The sequence below is a fragment of the uncultured Parabacteroides sp. genome (assembly GCF_947855115.1).
In the GTDB taxonomy this organism is placed as follows: domain Bacteria; phylum Bacteroidota; class Bacteroidia; order Bacteroidales; family Tannerellaceae; genus Parabacteroides.
The window spans coordinates 1-20,597 of sequence record NZ_CANTZW010000015.1; the positions used below are offsets into that span (position 1 = coordinate 1).

Below are 20,597 nucleotides of genomic sequence, written 5' to 3' on the forward strand. Positions count from 1 at the left end.
TTATCGCCAAAGATCCCTCATTCCCTCTCATAGATTCCAAGAAATATCCGGATATCTTTTCTTTCTATGCCAAAGAGCCTCGCCTGCACCTCTATCTTCACGAGATGAATCGGCAGGTATTAAGCAAATACGATTGTATGAGTGTCGGAGAAGGTTCGGCCGTGATGGTAGACGATGTCGCTAAATTTGTCGATCCGGCCCGGGAAGAGTTGAATATGCTTTATCATTTCGACGCCGCCCGTATCCGGAACACAACCTTGCCGGACAATCCGGAATCCGGTATAGACTATAGCTTGATCGCCTTAAAGAAGATGTTCACGGAATGGGACAAGGCGGTGGACAAGGGTTGGCCCTCGATCTACTTGGGTAATCATGACCAGCCCCGTATGGTCAGTCGCTTTGGTAGCGATAAGGATGAGTTCAGGGCCTTGTCCGCCAAGATGCTTATTACTTTTCTGCTTACGATGAGAGGTACGCCTTATTGGTTCGCCGGAGACGAGATCGGCATGCGTAACATTCGGTTCGACCGTATCGAGGATTATAACGATATCGATACGATCAACCGCTATAAGAAAGCGAAAGCAGAGGATAAAGATCCGCAGGAGGTATTGGACGAACAGAAAGAGACCGGACGAGACAACGCCCGCACTCCTTTCCAATGGGATCGCTCGCCGGAAGCGGGATTTACGGCAGGAATCCCTTGGTTAAAGGTAAATCCGGATTATACGTGGATAAACGTAGCGGACGAAGAAAAAGATCCGACCTCCATACTTAACTATTTCAAGAAAGTAGTCGGCTTCCGCAAGGAGAACCCGAGTTTGATCTATAGCAGTTATCATTTGCTGGACGCGGAGAATCCCCAATCCTACACCTTCTTGCGCAAGACCGGGGCCGACATCTATCTGGTCATGCTCAATTTCTCCCCCAAGGCGGCGATCTCCACCCCGGGGATAGATATGAGCAACGCACATGTCCTATTGGATAATTATGGGGACCGAAGTCATATGGCTCCTCAAAAAGATATCACGCTCCGTCCTTTCGAAGCGATTGTCTTTCAATTGAACCATCCCGTCTATGAATCTTTCATCGATTCGCTGGATCTTCTGGAATGATTCGTTAAAAAGAGGTATAAAGCGCAACCAAAGACTTTCAGGATGTGTTTGAATACAAAGCATCAGAACTTTTAAATAAAATATAAAACTATTCGTTATGGGATTTATTTGGTCTATTATCATCGGTATCGTAGCCGGCTACTTGGCTGGTAAGATCATGCGTGGAGGAGGTTTCGGGGTCATTGTTAATTTGATCCTAGGCATTATCGGAGGTGTACTGGGTGGCTGGGTATTCAGCTTACTGGGCCTATCGGCCGGCGGTATCCTAGGGAGCCTGATTACCTCTACGGTCGGAGCTATTTTGTTATTATGGATCGGCTCGCTATTCAACAAGTCCAAAGAGGTTTAAGAAGGCTTGTCCTTTTATTAAGATATCCGTATGAATATACCAACAAGAGGTTGAATCAACATAATGATACATCCTCTTGTTGGCTTTCTTTCATCGACAAGGCGAAACGGGCGCAAAACGTTCCGGTTATCACCTCCTTCCCAAAGGCCTATACAGCCGTTTCCACCTTCTCTTTAGGTAAGACCCATTTCAATACCAGATAACCGCAAAGGCCGGATATAAAAGATCCCGTGAATACCCCTAGTTTAGCCTGATTCAAGAAATCCGCACCTTCCACCGAATTGGCATCAAAGGAAAGATTCGCGATAAACAATGCTACCGTAAAACCGATTCCTCCCAACATGGATACTCCCAATAAATTACGTTTGCTCATACCTGTAGGCATGGACGCAAATGGTGTACACGCAAACAAATAAGAGAAAGAGAATATACCCAATGTCTTTCCGGCAAATAAGCCGGCGAACACCGCTAACGGGACATTAACCAATGTCTGGGGCTGGATATCTCCGAACGTCACCCCCGCATTCACGAAAGCGAACAAAGGTAGTATCACATAATTTACCATAGGATGCAATTTATCCGCGATGGTTTGTAACGGACTGATTGTCTTATCGGCCAATGTATGGATATTATTCAATACCTGGATTTGCGTAGGAGTAAGTACCTCCGCTTTCCGGGACTGCCGGACCTCGGTATAATCCAACATACTCAAATATCCGGTCATGTCACACGTGAAATCATCCAGTTTGACAACCGGGCGGGCAGGAACCGTAAAGGCGATCAACACGCCGGCGATTGTCGGATGGATACCGGATTCCAAAAATAGCAACCAGACAATAAAACCTCCAATATAGAAGAAAAACCGATTATGTATCCGGAACTTTCCTCCCACATACAACAAAGCCAAGATTACCAGCGATATCAGCAATGGCTCGAATGCGATATGGCCGCTATAAAACAAGGCGATAATTATAATACCTCCAATATCATCTACCACAGCCAGAGCAGTCAGGAAAATACGCATACTCAACGGTACCCGTTTCCCTAACAGACCTAATACGGCCAAGGCAAAAGCGATATCGGTAGCCATCGGGATCGCGGCTCCGTTTACCTCGGGAGGCATATTACAGACTAACATATAAAATAAGACCGGAACGATCATACCGCCACAAGCGGCTATAATAGGCAACAACGCCTTACGTACCGAACTTAGCTCACCGATCAAGACCTCTTGTTTGATTTCCAAACCGATCACGAAAAAGAAAACCGCCATAAGAGCATCGTTCACGAACGCCAGCATAGGCATAGTCTCCCCGTGATGAGAGAAAAAACTAAACTGCCCGGCTTGCAAATCAACCGGGAAGGCTAATAACAAATGATACCTATCTGCCCAAGGAGAATTGGCCAAGACCATAGCGATGATAGTGGCGGCAAATAGTAAAAGACTGGCGTTCGGCTTTTGTATAGCGAAACGCCGCAACGGTTTAAGGATAACATGAATCGTACGGTCCATAAATAAAGTGTTTTTTCTATGAATTCACAGCCTTGGCTTTTCCTGCCTTTTCCAGGTTATAAGCACTGCGTGTGAGTTTTTTTACCCAAATGACAAATATACCAGTTAAAATTAAATTAAACACAATAGTTAACACGGAAATTACCAACATCGGACCTCCCAATCCATATCCTAAGGCGATGAAAATAACGCCGGCTCCTACTTCTCCACGGGTAAACATTCCGATAGACAACGCTAAACGTTCCCGTTTCATCCGGTCACGATAGAAAAACAAAGGGAATAGTTTGCCGATATTGGATAAGAATGAGACGATTACGACATGTAACGCGATCATCGGCCATGACATCATCGGCTGGGAACCTGTCACCGTAGCTACTTCTGCCGCTTGCTGAGCGAAATCCACGCCCATAAACACCGGCATGCTCACTCCGACAAGGAACATAAAGAGATAAGAGATAAAGTCGGACACTTGACGCTCGATCTTGGTATCGATATGTTTATGGCGCATGATCATACCTACGACAAATGCGGGTAAAAGTACCTCGATATGGATGCTAGCCTCTTCCCCATACATATGTTTCGATACCAGATAAATCATTTGCGTGATACCAAACGTCACGATAGCATAAAACAAGATGGCTTTCCAATCCTGACGTACATTATAATATCCCATTCTCTTCCAACCCAAAATCAAGAGCAATACCACAACCAGGATAATGACTCCCAACTGCCAACGTAAGCCGATCATCATGATTTGCAACGGGATCATCAACAAGATCGTATCCAAATCGTCGAAGATCGCCAACACCTGTACCTTCTTATATACCCAAGAAGCTTTCAACCCGGCAGCGGCCAACATCGTAAACAAGATACCTGCCGAGGTAGGGGCAGCGAACCGGCTCAGCAACAGATTCTCTTTCCAAGCGTCCCAACTTCCCCATAAATCGCCCGGAAGCAGAACAAACATATAATACAAAGCCACGAATATCCACGGAAACGCCGCTGTAGCCATCGCTATGAAATAATCCTCTGTGTAAGACTTCCACCGGGTCTTATCTATCTCAAATTCACGCCCTACATTTATCATGATAAACGCGAGGCAAATAAACAAAAACGTATTAGAGATCGTCTTTACCAGCGAATACTGTTCCCCCACCATAGCGGGAAGCATTTGCGACACGACCAGACCCAACACTAGAAAAAGAGAGAATAAAAGAACTTTTTTCATTCAGATAAAACTATATTAATTTACACAATAAAATGCAGGGGCAGGGTTCCTCATGAGCCTTGTCTCTACAAAAAACAATTAAAAATTGAATTAGTTGATCGCTTGCTAGTCTTTTAGATAAGCGGTCTCAACCTTTAGCAAACGATTTTTAAGGCGCTCGGCCTCTCCTTTACGAATGCGGAGCGTCATCTCGCAATCCATATCAAACTTCTGCGAGATGATAGTGGGGTTATCCTCTTTTACGATACGCATGACCCCGTTCAGATATGGATATTCGAAAACAACCGTGATATCCTCGTCTACCGTACGTTCCTCGATCTCGGCGGCGGCGATAGCCTCGGCAGCAGCCGTGCGGTAAGCGACGATCAGCCCGCTGGTCCCTAACTCGATCCCGCCAAAGTAACGCACTACGACAATCAGCAGATCGGTCAGCTCATTCGAGTTGATCTGTCCGAGGATCGGTTTTCCGGCAGTGGAAGAAGGCTCCCCGTCATCGTTGGCCCTGAACGTCTGCCGCTCGGGACCTAACATATACGCCCAGCATACATGGCGGGCATCATAATATCGCTTACGGTATTTCTCCAGTTGCTCCTTCACCTCTTCCACCGTACGCACAGGGATCGCATACGAGATAAAGCGGCTGCGCTTCTCGGTATAATATCCCTCGGCTACTTGCTTGATGGTCTTATAACTGTCGTCTGCCATATATCAATCCGGTATTTTAGTCTTAGCCACTTCCTCCCGGTACGCCCGGAAATCTTTCATGATCTCCTCGATCTCCTCGATGAAATAAGGATCTTTCACCTTATTCCTCACCTCCTCATAATAAGTCTCTATAGCAGCCAACGCACATACGTCCTGCCCTCTCAGCACGAAGTAAGGTTCCTCCTTCTCCACGCACTGCTTAATCATTTGTATAGGATTCTTCATTTTTTCATTATACTTGATATTTCCTCAAGAAAGCACTCATATCTTCATGACTTACCACATCGCCGTTGGCTATAGGCTCCGATACTTTAAACTCTTCCTTCGAAGAAGGTCCATAAGGCCTTATTTTAGTCATGGTCGTATGATATAATAATTCCAAAGATACTTAAAATAAATCATATACATGATACGAACTCCTTATTTTCCTCCTAACTCTTCTTTCAAGAACGGAGCCGTAAACCCGACACCACTCTCCACCAAAGCCTCCGGGGTACCGGTGAAAAGGACATTACCTCCACGGCGACCGCCCTCAGGGCCCATATCGATCAAGTAATCGGCGCTTTTGATAACATCGAGGTTATGTTCGATAACGATGATCGTGTTACCTTTATCCACCAGCTTGTTCAATACTCCCAACAAGACCCGGATATCCTCAAAGTGCAGGCCGGTGGTAGGCTCATCCAATACATAAAGCGTCTTTCCCGTATCCCGCTTCGCCAACTCGGTTGCCAACTTGACACGTTGACTCTCGCCACCGGATAAGGTCGTAGAAGGTTGCCCTAACTTGATATACCCCAGACCTACATCCTGCAAGACTTTGATCTTAGACAAGATAGTCGGGATATTCTCGAAGAACTCCACGGCCATATTAATCGTCATATCCAAGATATCCGCGATAGACTTCCCACGGAAACGAACCTCTAGGGTTTCCCGGTTATATCGCTTGCCGTGGCAATCCTCGCAAGGCACCAGCACATCCGGAAGGAAATTCATCTCGATCGTCTTATAGCCATTTCCCTTACAGGTCTCGCAGCGTCCACCCGATACGTTGAAAGAGAAACGTCCCGGTTTATAGCCCCTCACCTTCGATTCCGGCAGTTCCACAAACAGGTTCCGGATATCCGAGAATACCCCCGTATAGGTAGCCGGGTTACTCCGGGGCGAACGACCGATCGGAGATTGATCCACGTTCACGATCTTATCAATATGTTCGATGCCCTCGATAACATCATATGCCAAAGGATCTTCCAACGAGCGATAGAAATGCTGGCTCAAGATCGGTTGCAACGTACGGTTTATCAAAGTAGACTTCCCGCTACCTGATACTCCCGTGACACAGATGAGCGTACCCAAGGGGAAAGACACATCCACATGCTTCAAATTATTGCCACTGGCTCCCTTGATCGTAATGAACTGCCCATTACCTTTCCGGCGCTCGGCAGGAACAGCAATCTCGGTGTTACCGTTCAGATAGGAAGAGGTCAAGGTATCCACACGCAGCATCTCCTTTGGGGTTCCCTCAAAAACAACCTCGCCCCCCAAACGACCCGCCTTAGGCCCCATATCCACCACGTAATCGGCACTCAGCATCATATCCTTATCATGCTCCACGACAATTACGGAGTTTCCCGTATCACGCAATTGCTTCAACGAATTAATCAAACGGACGTTGTCCCGCTGGTGCAAGCCGATACTCGGCTCATCCAATATATAAAGTACGTTCACCAATTGACTTCCGATCTGGGTAGCCAGACGGATACGCTGGCTCTCGCCACCGGACAAGGTAGCCGAACCCCGGTTCATGGAAAGATAATCCAACCCCACATCCAACAAGAAACGCAGGCGGGAGCGTATCTCCTTCAATATCTCCGTAGCGATCCGAAGCTGTTTCGGGTCTAGCTTCTCCTCGATCCCCTCCAGCCACTCGTATAATTCCGAGATATCCATGGCCGACAACTCGGCGATATTCTTTCCCGCTATCCGGTAGCTCAGCGCCTCCTTGTTCAACCGCCAGCCGTTACACTCCGGGCAAGTGGCCATCTTGATGAATTGTCCCGCCCATTTCTGTGCCGAGGCAGATGCCTCGCTCTCCTGTTGCATCAGGATATACTTGGCGACTCCCTCATACGACAAGAAATAGTTAGACGATCCCAACGAGTCGTTCTTGATCTGTAACCGCTCGTCCGTACCGTTCATGATCTCGTCCATCGCCTCCTCGGGAATATCCCGTATGGGCGTCTTGATCGTCACGCCATACTTTTGGCAAAGCGCATCAATCTGCCAGAATATCAACGAATTCTTATATTTACCCAAAGCGACGATACCACCGCTATAGATACTTAAGGAAGGATCGGGAACGATCTTGTCCATATCCAACAAATTGACCTGTCCCAGACCTTTACATTTCGGACACGCTCCTTGGGGGGAGTTGAATGAGAAATTATGTGGAGCCGGCTCACTGTAAGACAACCCGGTGACCGGATCCATCAAGCGACGGCTATAATGGCGCACCTCGTTCGTCTCGGCATCCAATATCAGCACAAGGCCATCACCTTGTTTCATCGCGACTTTCAAGCTCTCTTTCAAACGACGCTCGTCCGTCTCGGAGACGATCATCTTATCGATCACCACCTCAATACTGTGCATCTTATAACGATCCAGTTTCATCCCATGGAAGATCTCTTTCAACTCGCCATCCACACGGACGTTCAGATATCCTTTTTTACGTATCTGTTCGAAAAGTTCTTTGTAATGTCCCTTACGATTACGGACCAGTGGAGCTAAGAGATATGTTTTTTTCCCGTTGTATTCATCTAAAATCAACCGTAAGACTTGATCCTCGGTATATTTCACCATTTTCTCCCCACTCAAATAGGAATAGGCCTCTCCCGCCCTGGCGTAAAGCAAACGGAAAAAGTCATAGATCTCGGTAGTCGTACCAACGGTGGAACGAGGATTCTTATTGGTTGTCTTTTGCTCGATGGAGATAACCGGACTCAAACCCGTTATCTTGTCTACATCGGGCCGCTCCATATTCCCCAAGAAATTCCGGGCATAGGCCGAGAATGTCTCCACGTACCGCCTTTGTCCCTCGGCGAAAATCGTATCGAACGCCAATGAGGACTTGCCGCTACCACTCATGCCGGTAATTACCGTCAATTTATTCCTCGGAATCTCTACATCTATATTCTTCAGATTATGAACACGTGCGCCAAGTACGGATATGCGCCCGCCTTCTAATGCCTGCTTATCTTTTACCATCTTTTACCTATCTGATTTTAGGGGCGGTAAAGATACGAAAAAAACAGAAGCCCATCAAATTTTCCGGCAAATCATAGCGTAAATCACAGCCTGTTTCGTTATCATTTCGGAAGTATTATTGTCGCTGTTGCCCAACGTTATATTTGTTGGCATTCTAGATTCTAGCAAGCAGAATTTTCTTATTTGTAACCCTATATTATCTAAAACTTAACAGAGATACAACTTATGATTATTAACGAATGAGAGTACTAAAAAACAGACAGGGAGAGACTCTTCTCCCCCTGCCCTAGACATGAGATAGCGCCCGTCCAATTCTTTCAGACGGGAATAGTTTATATTAATTGACAATGAAACAAAATGACCTAAATTACATGGTAATATCATTTCCTTCTCCATCCGGTTCTCCCCACTTATCAACTGTTACAGTAAATGTGATAGGATTACCCATGATCGAACCTCCACCATTACCTCCTGGAATAGGATCCGGATCAATGCTTGGATCAGTGGGATTAGTAGGATCGGTAGGATTCGGATCAAGCTTGCCTGCTCCACCTCCATTATCACAGAAATTCAACGTATAAGTATATTTTTTACCCGGTTCCCAATTCGTTCCGATACCAACAGCGGAAAATGCATATCGACCCTTCTTGTCGTTATCCGCAGTCGGCTGGGGATACACTAAGATCTCCTTATTAGAGTCATTCAAGCTGGAAATACGACAAAGAACCGACAAATAAGCACCTTTTTGAGCATCAATAGAATCGTTCCATTTCGTCAGTCGCTGAGGGATAAGCATAAAATTATTCTCACCGAACATGATAGATTGGGCCGTTGCATTCAAGGTTACGGGGTTAGTTCCCCTAATCATATAAGCATTTAAGTGACTGTTTTCCCCACTTCTATTAGACCATCGATCTTGGCTTAGGATATAAGAAGCATTCGTTTCCACACTCGGGAATGTAAAATCAGCCTTTGTTGCCATATTCACTAATTTAACTCCTAAGATTTCGATCTTTACCTTGCTATTAGAACATTTAGCCTTCACTTCTATTTGGGAAAGGGCATGCTTAAAGTTCATGGCAACGCCAGTTTTTTCATTATCAGCCTTGGTTCCCTCGTTGTAAGAGATAACAAGGTCTTTTTGCTTTGAGACTTTCTGTGCGGGAGAAAAACCGGAGATTTTCTTTTCTGGACTAGTCATATCCACAATACCAGCAAGAGTTTGAGGAGAGTAAGCAAAAAAAGCTAACTTACAACTGGGCCAAAAATAAACAGAATCGGTTGTCCATGTACTATTACCAGTGAGAATAGTGCTCACATTGGTAAAAAAATTCTCATTATTGCTATCTACTGCCGTTACATTAAAAGATTTCAGGTTTTCCTGTTTTATCACGTTACCAGTACGAGTAATAGCCTTATCCAAAGAAACACGGAAAGAGATACCTGTACTATTATTATTGTTCACATCAACGACATCATCGTTGGAACAAGAAGTTAAGGCTGCTACAGCCATAACCACCAATAAAAGCTTCTTTTTCATAATAAATTAATTAAAAAACATTGTTTATCTATATCACAAACGCACTCTTTTCAAATTACATGGGAATATTCACTTCAATGTTCTGCCATTCATCAACCGAAGGATGAAAACCACTACCATTGACTAGGGGTTTAGGTAAGGAAAGACCATCTAGTATGATATGAACATCATAGGGATTAGCCGCTTCATGCACTTGCCTACTTACGTCAAATATGTAGTAATTTTTACTACCGTCAAACATAATTGCGTAAATCACCAATTTATGAGGAAACTGACCGGAGTTAACTTGACCAAAAGTCAGAAAATCGGCTGTTAGAACAGAACCTCCAACAGAAACAACCTCGAATGGTACGGTCACAAGGTCGGTCGTAAGCTTATTTCGGCCTACCAACAGGCCACCGGACATACCAGAAAGAGAACCGGAGATACCATCGGAAGATACATATTTGAGATTAGACACGTTTTTGATCTCAACCCGATAACGGCATACCGATAGTTTCGGGAAAAAAGTCACCACCTGGTTCTCCTTTGAAAACTCAATCGTAACATCATCAAGACTGGCGCTGTAAAGACAGTCCGGAGACTTGGCGATACGTTCATCCGCAGTACCCTCTGCACGAGGAACAAAAAATGACTTGACATTCAGAATACCATCAGGAGCATAGGCTTCAAAAGTATCGAACGCATCTATATTACGGTAAAGGACAGACTCCGTGTCTGAGTTGACACACAAGGCTTTATAATGACCGGCAGGTATACTGATATCTCCTCCATGACCATTATTAAATTCATATAGCAATGCTTTGCCTCCATCTAGAGGAAACAAGTATAAGCGCATCGTTTCAGGAGAAGCCTCGGGAACATTTTTCCAATCGAAAACAACTCGAACGTCAGATGTGTAAGAATGATCGTAGTACAGTTCTTTATGCTCACACGAAATGAGAAACAGGACACTAACCATGATCAAAACATATGATAACTTGTTCATTTTATACCTCCTTTCCTATCGCAGTTATTACCACGTCCTAAAAACCATACCAGCGAGATCTCCGCTTTCGTGGGACCAAACCAATGACGCTGCCTGGTCTCTTTCCACACATAATGTTCACCTACAGGAAGGTATTCGTAATAGGTCCCTCCCAAATAACCAAGGCCAAGAGAAAAATCCAGATTCAACCTTTTACCCACAGGTAAGGAATAGCCATATTCAATACCTACACCGTAATTCGCCTTTTCCCAGAGCGAACCGCCAGGACGTCCCCCGATATAGCCATGCCCTCCCATCTCAAAGTCATAAGTCAATACTTGCCCATAAAAACCGATATGATGACCCGTCAGAGGTTTGCAAGCCACACTCCGACCGAGATACTTACGAATGTCAACCTCACCTCCATACACACGCCAGTAACGATGCCGCCTATCATTATCCCACCAAGCGTACATCCAGTTACCACCGACAGACCAACCTTTGCCGAGATAAAATTCAAGGCCGATGTTCGGTACGAGGATAACATCATAGAGCAAGTTTGTTTTAAGGGCCATACAGAAAGGCCTGGAAGTATTGGAAGCAGAAACGGATGGTACCGACACTGTATCACGCAAGATGATTACCATCCCGATCGTATCACGCACGATAACCGTATCTGCCTTTTGTCTCTCTACTGATTCTCCTGTGGAAATATCTTTCATGATAATGGGAGCGAACTTACATTCGATCACAGAACTGTTACGCAGTTCGGGAAAGAAAAGTTCCTGCATATAATGCCATGCCCGTCCACCACAAAGATCCATTAGTTGCCGTTTGTAAAAATCGCTATCCGTTCTTTCGTATATGATCCTGCGCAGGATATGGAGAACCTCTTCACGGTACGGCATGTCAGATTTCTCGACAAGCGAGTAAAGTCCTTCCCAATTCTGCCCCAAGGAAGAGAGAACAAACATCGAGTCCGGCAAAAAAAGGTGTTCTTGGATATAAAAACGCAGGGCAGCTCCCCGCTGGTCGGACAAGATTCGGTTCAAACTTGTATTTCCCTCGGGAGACGAGCTAGAACACAAACTAATACGACGAAGTTCCGCATTTTCTCGCAAGGAACGAATCACACACAACAAGGAATCCAGACGTGGGCCATTATTCCGATAAGAAAGATCCAGAGTAGAACGGTTCACAGGGAAATAAATCCGGCAACAGAGAGTGTCATTCCCTTGAAATCCGTAACAAACTCCCCAAAAAGAACAAAGGAGAAACAGAGAAATAAAATACTTTTTCGCATTCATACTATTAACCATTTGCATAAATACTTTATCACGGGCCAAGAACAGTAAAACAAAAATAATTGGTCACTTATCTTGAATATAATACCCGAATTATCATTAGCATGCGACAAAGCTACATGGTTATCAATTACCGTCAATTACCATTTCGTATCTATTATTTATCGTTTTCGTTCACTTGCGATTGTTTTAGTTATCATTCGGCTTTTTGTTATTTCTTTTTAATAAGTTTCTCCACTCTCCAGGGGAATATCCACAAATCTTTTTACAATATCTGCAAAATTGCGGTAGAGAAGAAAAATTCAATTCATCCGCAATCTCTCCTATCGGTTTGTCTCCGTCAGCTAGTTGGAACTTGATTATACTATTTGTTTGTTTTTGTAACCATTGTCCAGCCGGTTCTCCAAATTCTTTAATAAAATGTCTTTTAAAAGAAGAGAGAGAAAATCCACATATTCCGGCCAATTCCTTTATCGTTCTAGTTTTCCTGTAATTTTCCAGTACCAATCTTTTAAATTCATAATCATGTCCTAACAGGGCATGGAAAAAAGTAGCCTGTTCCTTTTTCGTGTAATAAAACCGTAGAATCCAGAATAATTCTTTTAGTTTTATTTCATGAAAATGGACACAATTAGCCCCATCCTCCAAATAAATAACTAAAAGTTCAAGGAATAACCGTAAACTATACTTGATCTCCAGCGTATATATGTTATTTATACCACAGACATCCACACAGCTATATAATTGGGCTAAAGCCATTTTCTCACAACTCTGTATTGTATTCTCAAATAGAGCAACGACAATACTACTTTTTTCCGGCGAATGTATTTTGTACATACTGCCTTTTTGAAAGAAAATCATATTTCCGGCAGAAAGTGGCAAACTATCTCCGTTACAAAAAACCTCTAGGTTTCCTTCCATCACGAACAAGATTGAGTTTTTCTCAGCCTCTCCTTCCGCAACTTCCCCTACCTGAAATTTATGGTATAAAAAACCTTCCAGAATACATTTCGAATAATGATAACAAGAAGTGTGTTCTTTCAAATATAATAATCCTCCTGTTTCTGTCATATAATTAAAAATTCAAGTTAATCACCTATATATTAATTCTCTCTCATTTCTAAATATATTCTTTGCTTTGTTCTATTCATCCACTCTTCATCCTATCGACCATTCTCCACCACTGCTTTATTCTATAAGCAAGACAAGTATGTCTTGCTCCTTTATGAGATACAAAGATGCAAACAAATTATTTATATATTAAATATATTTATTAAAAATACAATACAAATTCTTTTAGAATTCGTACTGCGAAGTTATATAATAGTTAATCAAAGTTAATTATCTTTCCGGCTCTATTATTTATCTTTTCTATCCACACATGACTTGTCTCGATACACCACACACATACATATCATCTTCAGAGACGAACAATCTCAACTCTATTTATCCTTTACCTCTGGCCGAGAAGAAGGGTGCTGCATATCCTCGTAAAACTTCTTTTTCTCCTCATTACTTTTTTGGACAAGACTTGTCACATATACCGTAAATATAGGAAACATCATCATACCCAGAGCTGCCAATACAACCGAAAGGACTCGTCCCGTAACCGTAACGGCAGATATATCAGAACCAACCGTTGTCACATCCATAAACGCCCACCATAGAGCGTCTCCGTAATCAGTCACCAACGGATTCACCTTACGCTCCAAGACAAAAAAGATGAGACTCGAGAAATACACCGTGGCCAACAACATCGTCAAATAAGAGACCAACAAACCAGAAGCCTTATTATAGGACAACCATCCTACCACGATCGCCAACGCATATCCACCCCGTACCAAAGGCACAAACCGTAAGAAATAATTGAGTTCGGGTGAGGTAATAATATGATAATATTCTATTATATTTTGGTAAGGAATCGCTACAAGCAAAAAAATGAAATGCGTTCGTAAATAACGAAACTTATCTTTCGACAGGAAAAATTCCAAAATAAAATCGAAAAGAAAGAACAAACAAATCCATAACTGAATTTTTTTATAAGATGTTTGCGTGTAAAAAGGAATATTCTTAAACGTATCAATGGAAATACTGATGACCAAGAACAATGACAACAATAGTATAATGATATGTAACACACCATATACCCCCTTTTTTCTTAATGCAAAATCAAATACGGCCATTTTCATAAGCGTTACTATATTATTTAATAGAATCCTTATTATTTCGATTTATGAAAACAAGTCTTACATAGCGTTTGTTTAAACGGGAAAAATGTGTTAATTAACCAAGTTTTACGTAGTGAAAATAAAACATCTTCTTTGATTCGCTGTTATAAACACAAACTTAAACGAGAGAGATAATTCTCATTTTTAAAACATAAATCTATGGCAAATATCAACAAGACAGTGAAGCTAGGAGTATTTACCCTGGCAATCATGAATGTAACGGCAGTAGTATCTTTACGCGGACTGCCAGCAGAAGCCGTATACGGATTAAGTTCGGCTTTCTATTACTTATTCGCGGCAATCGTATTTTTAATCCCGACCTCTTTAGTGGCAGCCGAACTAGCGGCAATGTTTCAAGACAAGCAAGGTGGTGTATTCCGCTGGGTAGGTGAAGCTTATGGAAAACGACTAGGTTTCTTGGCTATTTGGGTCCAATGGGTCGAGAGCACGATATGGTATCCAACGGTACTGACTTTCGGAGCGGTATCCATTGCTTTCATCGGTATGGATCATCCCGAGGATATGTTATTGGCAAATAACAAATATTACACGCTAGCGATCGTACTAGTTATTTATTGGCTAGCTACATTTATATCGTTAAAAGGCTTAAGCTGGGTTGGGAAAGTAGCAAAAATCGGAGGTATGGTTGGGACGATCATCCCGGCTGCGCTACTGATTATTTTAGGTATCGTATACCTCGCTACCGGTGGACACTCCAATATGGATTTCCACAGTAACTTTTTCCCCGACTTCAGTAAATTCGATAACTTGGTTTTAGCGGCAAGTATCTTCCTTTTTTATGCAGGTATGGAAATGGGCGGTATTCACGTGAAAGATGTTGAAAACCCTTCCAAAAACTATCCGAAAGCCGTATTTATCGGTGCATTAATCACTGTCGTAATTTTTGTGTTAGGAACATTCTCTCTGGGTATTATTATCCCGGGAAAAGACATCAGCCTTACACAAAGTTTGTTAGTAGGATTCGACAATTACTTCAAGTACATTCATGCGTCGTGGTTATCTCCGATTATCGCTATCGCTTTAGCGTTTGGCGTATTAGCGGGAGTATTGACGTGGGTCGCAGGTCCGTCCAAAGGTATATTCGCCGTGGGTAAAGCAGGTTATCTACCTCCCTTCTTCCAGAAAACTAACAAAATCGGCGTACAAAAAAATATCCTTTATATCCAAGGAGCAGCCGTCACACTTCTTAGCCTATTATTCGTGGTAATGCCATCCGTACAAAGTTTCTATCAAATCCTATCACAACTCACAGTGATCTTGTATTTAATAATGTATATGTTAATGTTCTCCGGAGCAATCGCATTACGTTATAAAATGAAAAAGGCAGGTCGTCCGTTCCGTATCGGAAAAAGAGGAAACGGTTTGATGTGGCTCATCGGAGGTTTAGGCTTCTGTGGTTCCTTATTAGCGTTCGTATTAAGCTTTATTCCTCCCAGCCAAATTTCCACAGGAAATAACACGGTTTGGTTCGCTGTTCTTTTCATTGGCGTAATAGTTGTCGTAGCGGCACCATTCATTATCTATGCGTCTAAAAAAGCATCTTGGGTAGATCCGAATACTGAATTTGAACCGTTCCATTGGGAAGTAAAAAATGACGTATCCGATACGAATACACCCAAAGCATAACACACATTCATCTCAATAATTATCAAGTCCGGGCCAAAGATATATTATGGCTCGGACTTTTTTAGTAAAAATAGCACAGAATATTTACGTTTTATTATGTGTATTATAAAATTGTACTTATCTTTGCGATAGTATTCATAAAATAAAACATCAAAAAAACTATGGCACGTACAGTAGATTATTCAAAAAAGGCTGAGAAAATCAAAGAACAAGTAGATGAATTAGTACAAGAATTAATGGCAGTTAAATCAACCCCGGTAGTATCCAAAAGAAGTTTAAAAATAGCAGACATCAATTTCGAGAATGAAGATGTTAATACGTTAATGCAAATACAAGCACGCCTTGCTCGCGTTATCTTAGACAAGAGCAAATAAGAAAAATCCCACGAAATTTAAAAAGCGCCTTTCCCATCTTTTAAAGACATTTTGGGAAAGGCGTTTTATTTTTCATCCCTCCTTCAACTTTCAAAGAAAAAGCTTATCTTTGAGAACCTAATCAATAACATGTATGGAACTAACACTCCCAACGAAAGTTAACGTGGCATATCCCATCACGCTAGACACGAAAATATTAGTCGTGATCGGAGCGAACGGTGCGGGAAAAAGCTCTTTTGGCAGAGATTTATTGGAGAGATACTCAGGTCTAGCGAAAAGGATATCCGGCATACATGCCTTATTCATCAGTGATGACGAATCTAAATCTCCTGCCTCCAACGAATTCACACGTTTACAGTCGATGATCAAAGAACGATTGTTCATGCCGCGTATTTCCGAGTACGAGAAACTGATCCTACAGCTCCAAAGCGAGGAGTTCGAGGCAGCGGTTAATTTCAAGGAAGCATGCAAAACCGATAATGAAGTAAATCCCCCTGTCACTAAAATCGATACCATACAAGCTATCTGGGAAAAAATGTTCCCGCATAATCGCTTGATACGAAAATCAGGTTTTATCGAACTTGTATCCACTGGGCGTGACTCAAACTCCTATACGGCTGGACGCATGAGTGATAGCGAGAAATTGGTATTCTATTTGATCGGTGCGGCATTGTGCGCATGCCCGGGTGCCTTGCTCGTAATAGAAGAACCAGAGACCCTTCTCCACAACTCCATAAAAAACCAACTTTGGGATGAGATTGAGGCGATACGTCCAGACTGCACGTTCGTGTACCTCACGCACGATATTGATTTTGCCACCTCCAGATCCGATAGCAAACGACTTTGGATCCGCTCCTATGATGCAGACCATTCCGTATGGGATTACGAGCTGATCGAGAGCAATGAAAGCCTCCCGGAAGAAGTGTATATGGAAATACTCGGCAGTCGAAAACCGATCTTATTCATCGAGGGGACCGACACGAACAGTATTGACAGCAAGCTTTATCCCTTCATATTCCCCGATTATTTGGTAAAGCCAATGGGAGGATGCCAAAAAGTAATCGAGACCACCAAGGCATTCGGCCAACTAAAAGATTTCCATACGTTAGATAGCAAGGGTATCGTAGATCGCGACAGGCGGACACAAGGAGAAATCGACTATCTGCGAGAACAACACATCTATGTACCCGACGTAGCGGAAGTAGAGAACCTGTTGATGATAGAAGATGTGATCAAGACAGTAGCCAAACGGTTGATGAAAGACCCGGACGATGTTTTCAAACAAGTAAAAGAAAACGTGATGCGTCTTTTCCGGAAGGAGCTGGACTCGCAAGTGATTCTCCACGCTAAACACCAAGTCCGTAAAAAGCTGGAGACAACAGTCGACCGTAAAATAACAACGGTAGAACAATTAACCGAGCATGTAGAGAATATCCGTTTAAACATCCATGTAGAAGAAATTTACAAGAATATAAAGAACGAGTTCGAGTCTTATATAGAAACGGAGAACTACAAGAGTATCCTTCGTGTCTATAACCAAAAAGGCATGTTACCTCAGAGCCGCCTGTGCGCAATTTGCGGTATCAGTAACAAAGAGAGTTATTTAAACCTGATCCTTTCCATATTAAAGGAAAATAAGGAGGATGCGGAAGCGATACGAAAAGCGATTAAACATTCATTGGGCACATAAAAAATTCCCGAAAACGCGGAAAAAGTCCATAAAAAATTGTTCTTTTGCAAACTGTTTTATAACATCAATGGGGCAAAGCCCTCTATATTAATTATCATATGCGTACACCTACACTTCAATATCTTTACTTGCAAAAGCCAGTTACTATGATGGTAGTAATCTGTATTATATCCGTGCTACCTTGGATTGGCTTAGGAGATTTCTCCACGAAAGGAGAACCGCGGGAAGCGGCAGTAGCAATCTCCATGCTTGAGACTGGAAATTGGGTCTTGCCACAATCATATGCAAACGAGTTCGCATTCAAGCCCCCAATGGCACATTGGCTAATGGCGGTTTTCTCTTATCCGCAAGGATACGTTTCCGAGTTTACCTCTCGCCTGCCTTCCGCATTAGCTTTCATTACTTTGATCGGGTTCGTATTGGTCTTTTTCGGTAAACGGATCGTAAAGTTCCAGGAGGCGTTTATAGCGACCCTCTTACTAGTCACTTGTGTAGAAATACACCGGGCAGCCATGACGACCCGGGTAGACATGTTGCTCACGACTTTTATTGTCATAGGGCTTTTCCAGTTATACCGATGGGAAGAAAAACTGGAGTTGAAAGGCCTTCCCATATTCATTCCTTTATTATTAGGATGCGCCGTACTTACAAAAGGCCCGGTGGGTATCGTGTTGCCATTGTTCGTATTCGGCATTTATTTACTAATGCTAGGCCAATATAATTACCTTACAATATTCAAGGCTTTATTATATGCGGGAGTTTCTTCTTTATTCTTACCAATGTTATGGTATATCGCCGCATGGAAACAGGGAGGAGACGCATTCCTCAATGTCGTATTAGCGGAAAATTTCGCCCGTTTTTTACACCTAAGTACTCCAGAGATTTCCTATGACCTAGGACACGAGAACGGTGTCTGGTATAATTTCATGACATTGGCGGCAGGCTTTATCCCTTGGACGATTTTCTTTTTCTTCTCTTTATTCGGGCTAAAGCTTAGCCAGCCGAGGCAACCTCTTAAAGAGACTTTAAAGAATACGTGGAAACGCATTCGTTCCATGGAAAAAGTTCGTTTATTTAGCTTGGTTGCCTTGGTAGGTATCCTCTTCTTTTATTCAATCCCTTCGAGTAAACGAAGTGTATATTTAATGCCGGCCTATCCGTTCATCGCCTTATTCTTGGCCCAGTATGCCTTATATATCACGGAATATCGGATGAAAGTGACACGAGTATTCGCTGCCTTTCTAGTCTCGGTGGTAAGCGTTGTCATGATAGCGATCTTACTCACAATGTTCGGAGCCATTAACCCCGTATCTATTGTCTGCCAATATACGCAAGACACATTAACCATAGATACGGTACAAATGGTATCAAAAGTATTGGTTCGCCCCAATACGCTCACGATCTGTATTATCGGCATAAATCTGTTGATGCTGGGAACAGTCTATTACCAGATGTTTAAGAAAATAAACATCAAGATTCTCTATGCCACGATCGCCTTGACATTTACGGTCAATTTATTAATCGACGGTGTCATTATGAGGGGTATTCGTGAAGGAGACTCTTGCCGTAATTTCGCAGAGCGTATCCTAAAAGAGTATCCGCTAAATAAGGAGAACGTATATGTCGTAAATAACCTTCGGATTTATAGAAATCTTTATGGCTTAAATTTCTATATGGGAAATATATTCCATGACTTCGACAAGGAAATACCCGCTAAAGGTTATTTCCTGATCGGAGAAAAAGAGATGGAAAAAGTGCTTTCTACCTATGGGGATAAATATACATTCCGTATATTGACCAAATCCGTTCAAACGTTCAGCGAGTTAAAACAGAAAATTGTACTTAGCGAGTTTGAGCTGAAATAGAAATGTAACACATATTTCATTTCGCCGAAATAAGAATATCCGTTCTTTGCCCTCAAATAAATATATTTGCGCATGGAGAGTCTAAGAATTCTCCTCAAAAAAACAGAACATATTATGGCAACAACTCGTATTCTTGTAGTGGATGACGAAGAGGATTTGTGTGAGATCCTTAAGTTTAATCTGGAAATAGAAGGTTATGAAGTAGATACCGCTTATAGTGCGGAAGAGGCATTGAAAAAGGATCTGGCTGTTTACAATTTATTATTGCTAGATGTCATGATGGGAGAAATCTCCGGTTTCAAGATGGCACGTATCTTGAGACAAGATGAGAAAACAGCCAATATCCCTATCATCTTCCTGACGGCCAAAGATACGGAGAACGACATGCTCACGGGCTTTAATCTCGGGGCAGACGACTATATCTCCAAGCCGTTTTCCATTCGCCAAGTAATGGCACGTGTCAAGGCTGTACTAAGAAGGACTTCCGAGAAATCAAAGGAAAAAGAGGTCGAGAAGCTCGAATACGAGACATTGGCCTTAGACACGAAGCGCATCAAAGCCACAGTAGACGGAGCGGAAGTCCCATTAACAAAAAAAGAGTTTGAGATACTAAAGCTTCTATTAGAAAATAAAGGAAACGTATTCTCCAGAGAAGAAATACTATCACGTATCTGGAAAGATGAGGTATATGTCCTAGACCGTACGATCGATGTCAACATCACCCGGTTACGTAAGAAAATAGGTCCTTATGGAAAGAACATCGTAACTCGTTTAGGTTTCGGTTATTGTTTCGAATGCTAATATTGTCATT

At 42.7% G+C, this 20,597-nt stretch carries 18 protein-coding genes; 7 read left to right on the top strand and 11 right to left on the bottom strand.

Going from position 1 to position 20,597, the window contains the following annotated elements; all coding sequences use genetic code 11:
* Window positions 1–1,112 (top strand): alpha-amylase family glycosyl hydrolase (locus Q0110_RS10435; protein WP_297906089.1); only part of this gene is annotated, 1,112 nt, incomplete at its 5' end.
* 97 nt (window positions 1,113–1,209) lie between these two features.
* Window positions 1,210–1,461, top strand: coding sequence for a GlsB/YeaQ/YmgE family stress response membrane protein (locus Q0110_RS10440; protein ID WP_297906090.1), 252 nt, complete (start codon window positions 1,210–1,212; stop codon window positions 1,459–1,461).
* A 148-nt stretch (window positions 1,462–1,609) separates the two neighbouring features.
* Here the strand turns inward: Q0110_RS10440 and nhaA are convergent, their stop codons facing one another.
* The 11 genes from nhaA to Q0110_RS10495 form a co-directional block, all read right to left on the bottom strand.
* Complete coding sequence (gene nhaA, locus Q0110_RS10445) at window positions 1,610–2,974, bottom strand: Na+/H+ antiporter NhaA (RefSeq protein ID WP_297906091.1); 1,365 nt, start codon at window positions 2,972–2,974, stop codon at window positions 1,610–1,612.
* A 16-nt stretch (window positions 2,975–2,990) separates the two neighbouring features.
* A complete protein-coding gene (locus Q0110_RS10450) occupies window positions 2,991–4,202 on the bottom strand; it encodes a cation:proton antiporter (RefSeq protein WP_297906092.1) in 1,212 nt (403 codons plus the stop codon).
* Window positions 4,203–4,307: 105 nt separating this feature from the next.
* Window positions 4,308–4,907: a YigZ family protein gene (locus Q0110_RS10455; RefSeq protein ID WP_297906093.1), complete on the bottom strand. Its 600-nt coding sequence runs from the start codon at window positions 4,905–4,907 to the stop codon at window positions 4,308–4,310.
* Window positions 4,908–4,910: 3 nt separating this feature from the next.
* The gene (locus Q0110_RS10460; RefSeq protein WP_297906094.1) at window positions 4,911–5,132 is read right to left on the bottom strand and encodes a hypothetical protein; all 222 of its coding nucleotides are present in this window, start codon (window positions 5,130–5,132) and stop codon (window positions 4,911–4,913) included.
* A 7-nt stretch (window positions 5,133–5,139) separates the two neighbouring features.
* Window positions 5,140–5,265, bottom strand: coding sequence for a hypothetical protein (locus tag Q0110_RS10465; protein ID WP_297906095.1), 126 nt, complete (start codon window positions 5,263–5,265; stop codon window positions 5,140–5,142).
* A 62-nt stretch (window positions 5,266–5,327) separates the two neighbouring features.
* Complete coding sequence (gene uvrA, locus Q0110_RS10470; protein WP_297906096.1) at window positions 5,328–8,171, bottom strand: excinuclease ABC subunit UvrA; 2,844 nt, start codon at window positions 8,169–8,171, stop codon at window positions 5,328–5,330.
* 367 nt (window positions 8,172–8,538) lie between these two features.
* The gene (locus tag Q0110_RS10475) at window positions 8,539–9,711 is read right to left on the bottom strand and encodes a fimbrillin family protein (protein ID WP_297906097.1); all 1,173 of its coding nucleotides are present in this window, start codon (window positions 9,709–9,711) and stop codon (window positions 8,539–8,541) included.
* A gap of 55 nt (window positions 9,712–9,766) precedes the next feature.
* Window positions 9,767–10,699 (bottom strand): DUF5119 domain-containing protein, encoded by a 933-nt coding sequence (locus Q0110_RS10480; protein ID WP_297906098.1) that lies wholly within the window; start codon window positions 10,697–10,699, stop codon window positions 9,767–9,769.
* Entirely contained in the window at window positions 10,696–11,985 is a 1,290-nt protein-coding gene (locus Q0110_RS10485) for a DUF3575 domain-containing protein (protein ID WP_297906099.1), read from the bottom strand. Before Q0110_RS10485 ends, Q0110_RS10480 begins: the two co-directional genes overlap by 4 nt.
* Window positions 11,986–12,171: 186 nt before the next feature.
* Complete coding sequence (locus Q0110_RS10490; protein ID WP_297906100.1) at window positions 12,172–13,053, bottom strand: AraC family transcriptional regulator; 882 nt, start codon at window positions 13,051–13,053, stop codon at window positions 12,172–12,174.
* A gap of 371 nt (window positions 13,054–13,424) precedes the next feature.
* Window positions 13,425–14,171, bottom strand: coding sequence for a potassium channel family protein (locus Q0110_RS10495; protein WP_297906101.1), 747 nt, complete (start codon window positions 14,169–14,171; stop codon window positions 13,425–13,427).
* A gap of 198 nt (window positions 14,172–14,369) precedes the next feature.
* On the opposite strand from Q0110_RS10495, the gene gadC reads away from it, so the two are divergent.
* The 5 genes from gadC to Q0110_RS10520 all read left to right on the top strand — a co-directional run bounded on the left by gadC (window position 14,370) and on the right by Q0110_RS10520 (window position 20,587).
* Complete coding sequence (gene gadC / locus Q0110_RS10500; RefSeq protein WP_297906102.1) at window positions 14,370–15,857, top strand: putative glutamine/gamma-aminobutyrate antiporter GadC; 1,488 nt, start codon at window positions 14,370–14,372, stop codon at window positions 15,855–15,857.
* A gap of 161 nt (window positions 15,858–16,018) precedes the next feature.
* A complete protein-coding gene (locus tag Q0110_RS10505; RefSeq protein ID WP_297906103.1) occupies window positions 16,019–16,231 on the top strand; it encodes a hypothetical protein in 213 nt (70 codons plus the stop codon).
* A gap of 133 nt (window positions 16,232–16,364) precedes the next feature.
* Window positions 16,365–17,921 carry a DUF4435 domain-containing protein gene (locus Q0110_RS10510; protein WP_297906104.1) on the top strand — a complete coding sequence of 519 codons (1,557 nt, stop codon included), beginning with the start codon at window positions 16,365–16,367 and terminating at the stop codon, window positions 17,919–17,921.
* 98 nt (window positions 17,922–18,019) lie between these two features.
* The gene (locus Q0110_RS10515) at window positions 18,020–19,786 is read left to right on the top strand and encodes a dolichyl-phosphate-mannose--protein mannosyltransferase (RefSeq protein WP_366139663.1); all 1,767 of its coding nucleotides are present in this window, start codon (window positions 18,020–18,022) and stop codon (window positions 19,784–19,786) included.
* A 114-nt stretch (window positions 19,787–19,900) separates the two neighbouring features.
* Window positions 19,901–20,587: a response regulator transcription factor gene (locus Q0110_RS10520; RefSeq protein WP_297906106.1), complete on the top strand. Its 687-nt coding sequence runs from the start codon at window positions 19,901–19,903 to the stop codon at window positions 20,585–20,587.
* Window positions 20,588–20,597: the final 10 nt, after the last annotated feature.

Bases quoted from the DNA above. Each gene is read 5' to 3' on its own strand.
- Q0110_RS10440 (WP_297906090.1), top strand. From the start codon at position 1,210: ATGGGATTTATTTGGTCTATTATCATCGGTATCGTAGCCGGCTACTTG.
- nhaA (WP_297906091.1), bottom strand. From the start codon at position 2,974: ATGGACCGTACGATTCATGTTATCCTTAAACCGTTGCGGCGTTTCGCT.
- Q0110_RS10450 (WP_297906092.1), bottom strand. From the start codon at position 4,202: ATGAAAAAAGTTCTTTTATTCTCTCTTTTTCTAGTGTTGGGTCTGGTC.
- Q0110_RS10455 (WP_297906093.1), bottom strand. From the start codon at position 4,907: ATGGCAGACGACAGTTATAAGACCATCAAGCAAGTAGCCGAGGGATAT.
- Q0110_RS10460 (WP_297906094.1), bottom strand. From the start codon at position 5,132: ATGAAGAATCCTATACAAATGATTAAGCAGTGCGTGGAGAAGGAGGAA.
- Q0110_RS10465 (WP_297906095.1), bottom strand. From the start codon at position 5,265: ATGACTAAAATAAGGCCTTATGGACCTTCTTCGAAGGAAGAGTTTAAA.
- uvrA (WP_297906096.1), bottom strand. From the start codon at position 8,171: ATGGTAAAAGATAAGCAGGCATTAGAAGGCGGGCGCATATCCGTACTT.
- Q0110_RS10475 (WP_297906097.1), bottom strand. From the start codon at position 9,711: ATGAAAAAGAAGCTTTTATTGGTGGTTATGGCTGTAGCAGCCTTAACT.
- Q0110_RS10480 (WP_297906098.1), bottom strand. From the start codon at position 10,699: ATGAACAAGTTATCATATGTTTTGATCATGGTTAGTGTCCTGTTTCTC.
- Q0110_RS10485 (WP_297906099.1), bottom strand. From the start codon at position 11,985: ATGAATGCGAAAAAGTATTTTATTTCTCTGTTTCTCCTTTGTTCTTTT.
- Q0110_RS10490 (WP_297906100.1), bottom strand. From the start codon at position 13,053: ATGACAGAAACAGGAGGATTATTATATTTGAAAGAACACACTTCTTGT.
- Q0110_RS10495 (WP_297906101.1), bottom strand. From the start codon at position 14,171: ATGAAAATGGCCGTATTTGATTTTGCATTAAGAAAAAAGGGGGTATAT.
- gadC (WP_297906102.1), top strand. From the start codon at position 14,370: ATGGCAAATATCAACAAGACAGTGAAGCTAGGAGTATTTACCCTGGCA.
- Q0110_RS10505 (WP_297906103.1), top strand. From the start codon at position 16,019: ATGGCACGTACAGTAGATTATTCAAAAAAGGCTGAGAAAATCAAAGAA.
- Q0110_RS10510 (WP_297906104.1), top strand. From the start codon at position 16,365: ATGGAACTAACACTCCCAACGAAAGTTAACGTGGCATATCCCATCACG.
- Q0110_RS10515 (WP_366139663.1), top strand. From the start codon at position 18,020: ATGCGTACACCTACACTTCAATATCTTTACTTGCAAAAGCCAGTTACT.
- Q0110_RS10520 (WP_297906106.1), top strand. From the start codon at position 19,901: ATGGCAACAACTCGTATTCTTGTAGTGGATGACGAAGAGGATTTGTGT.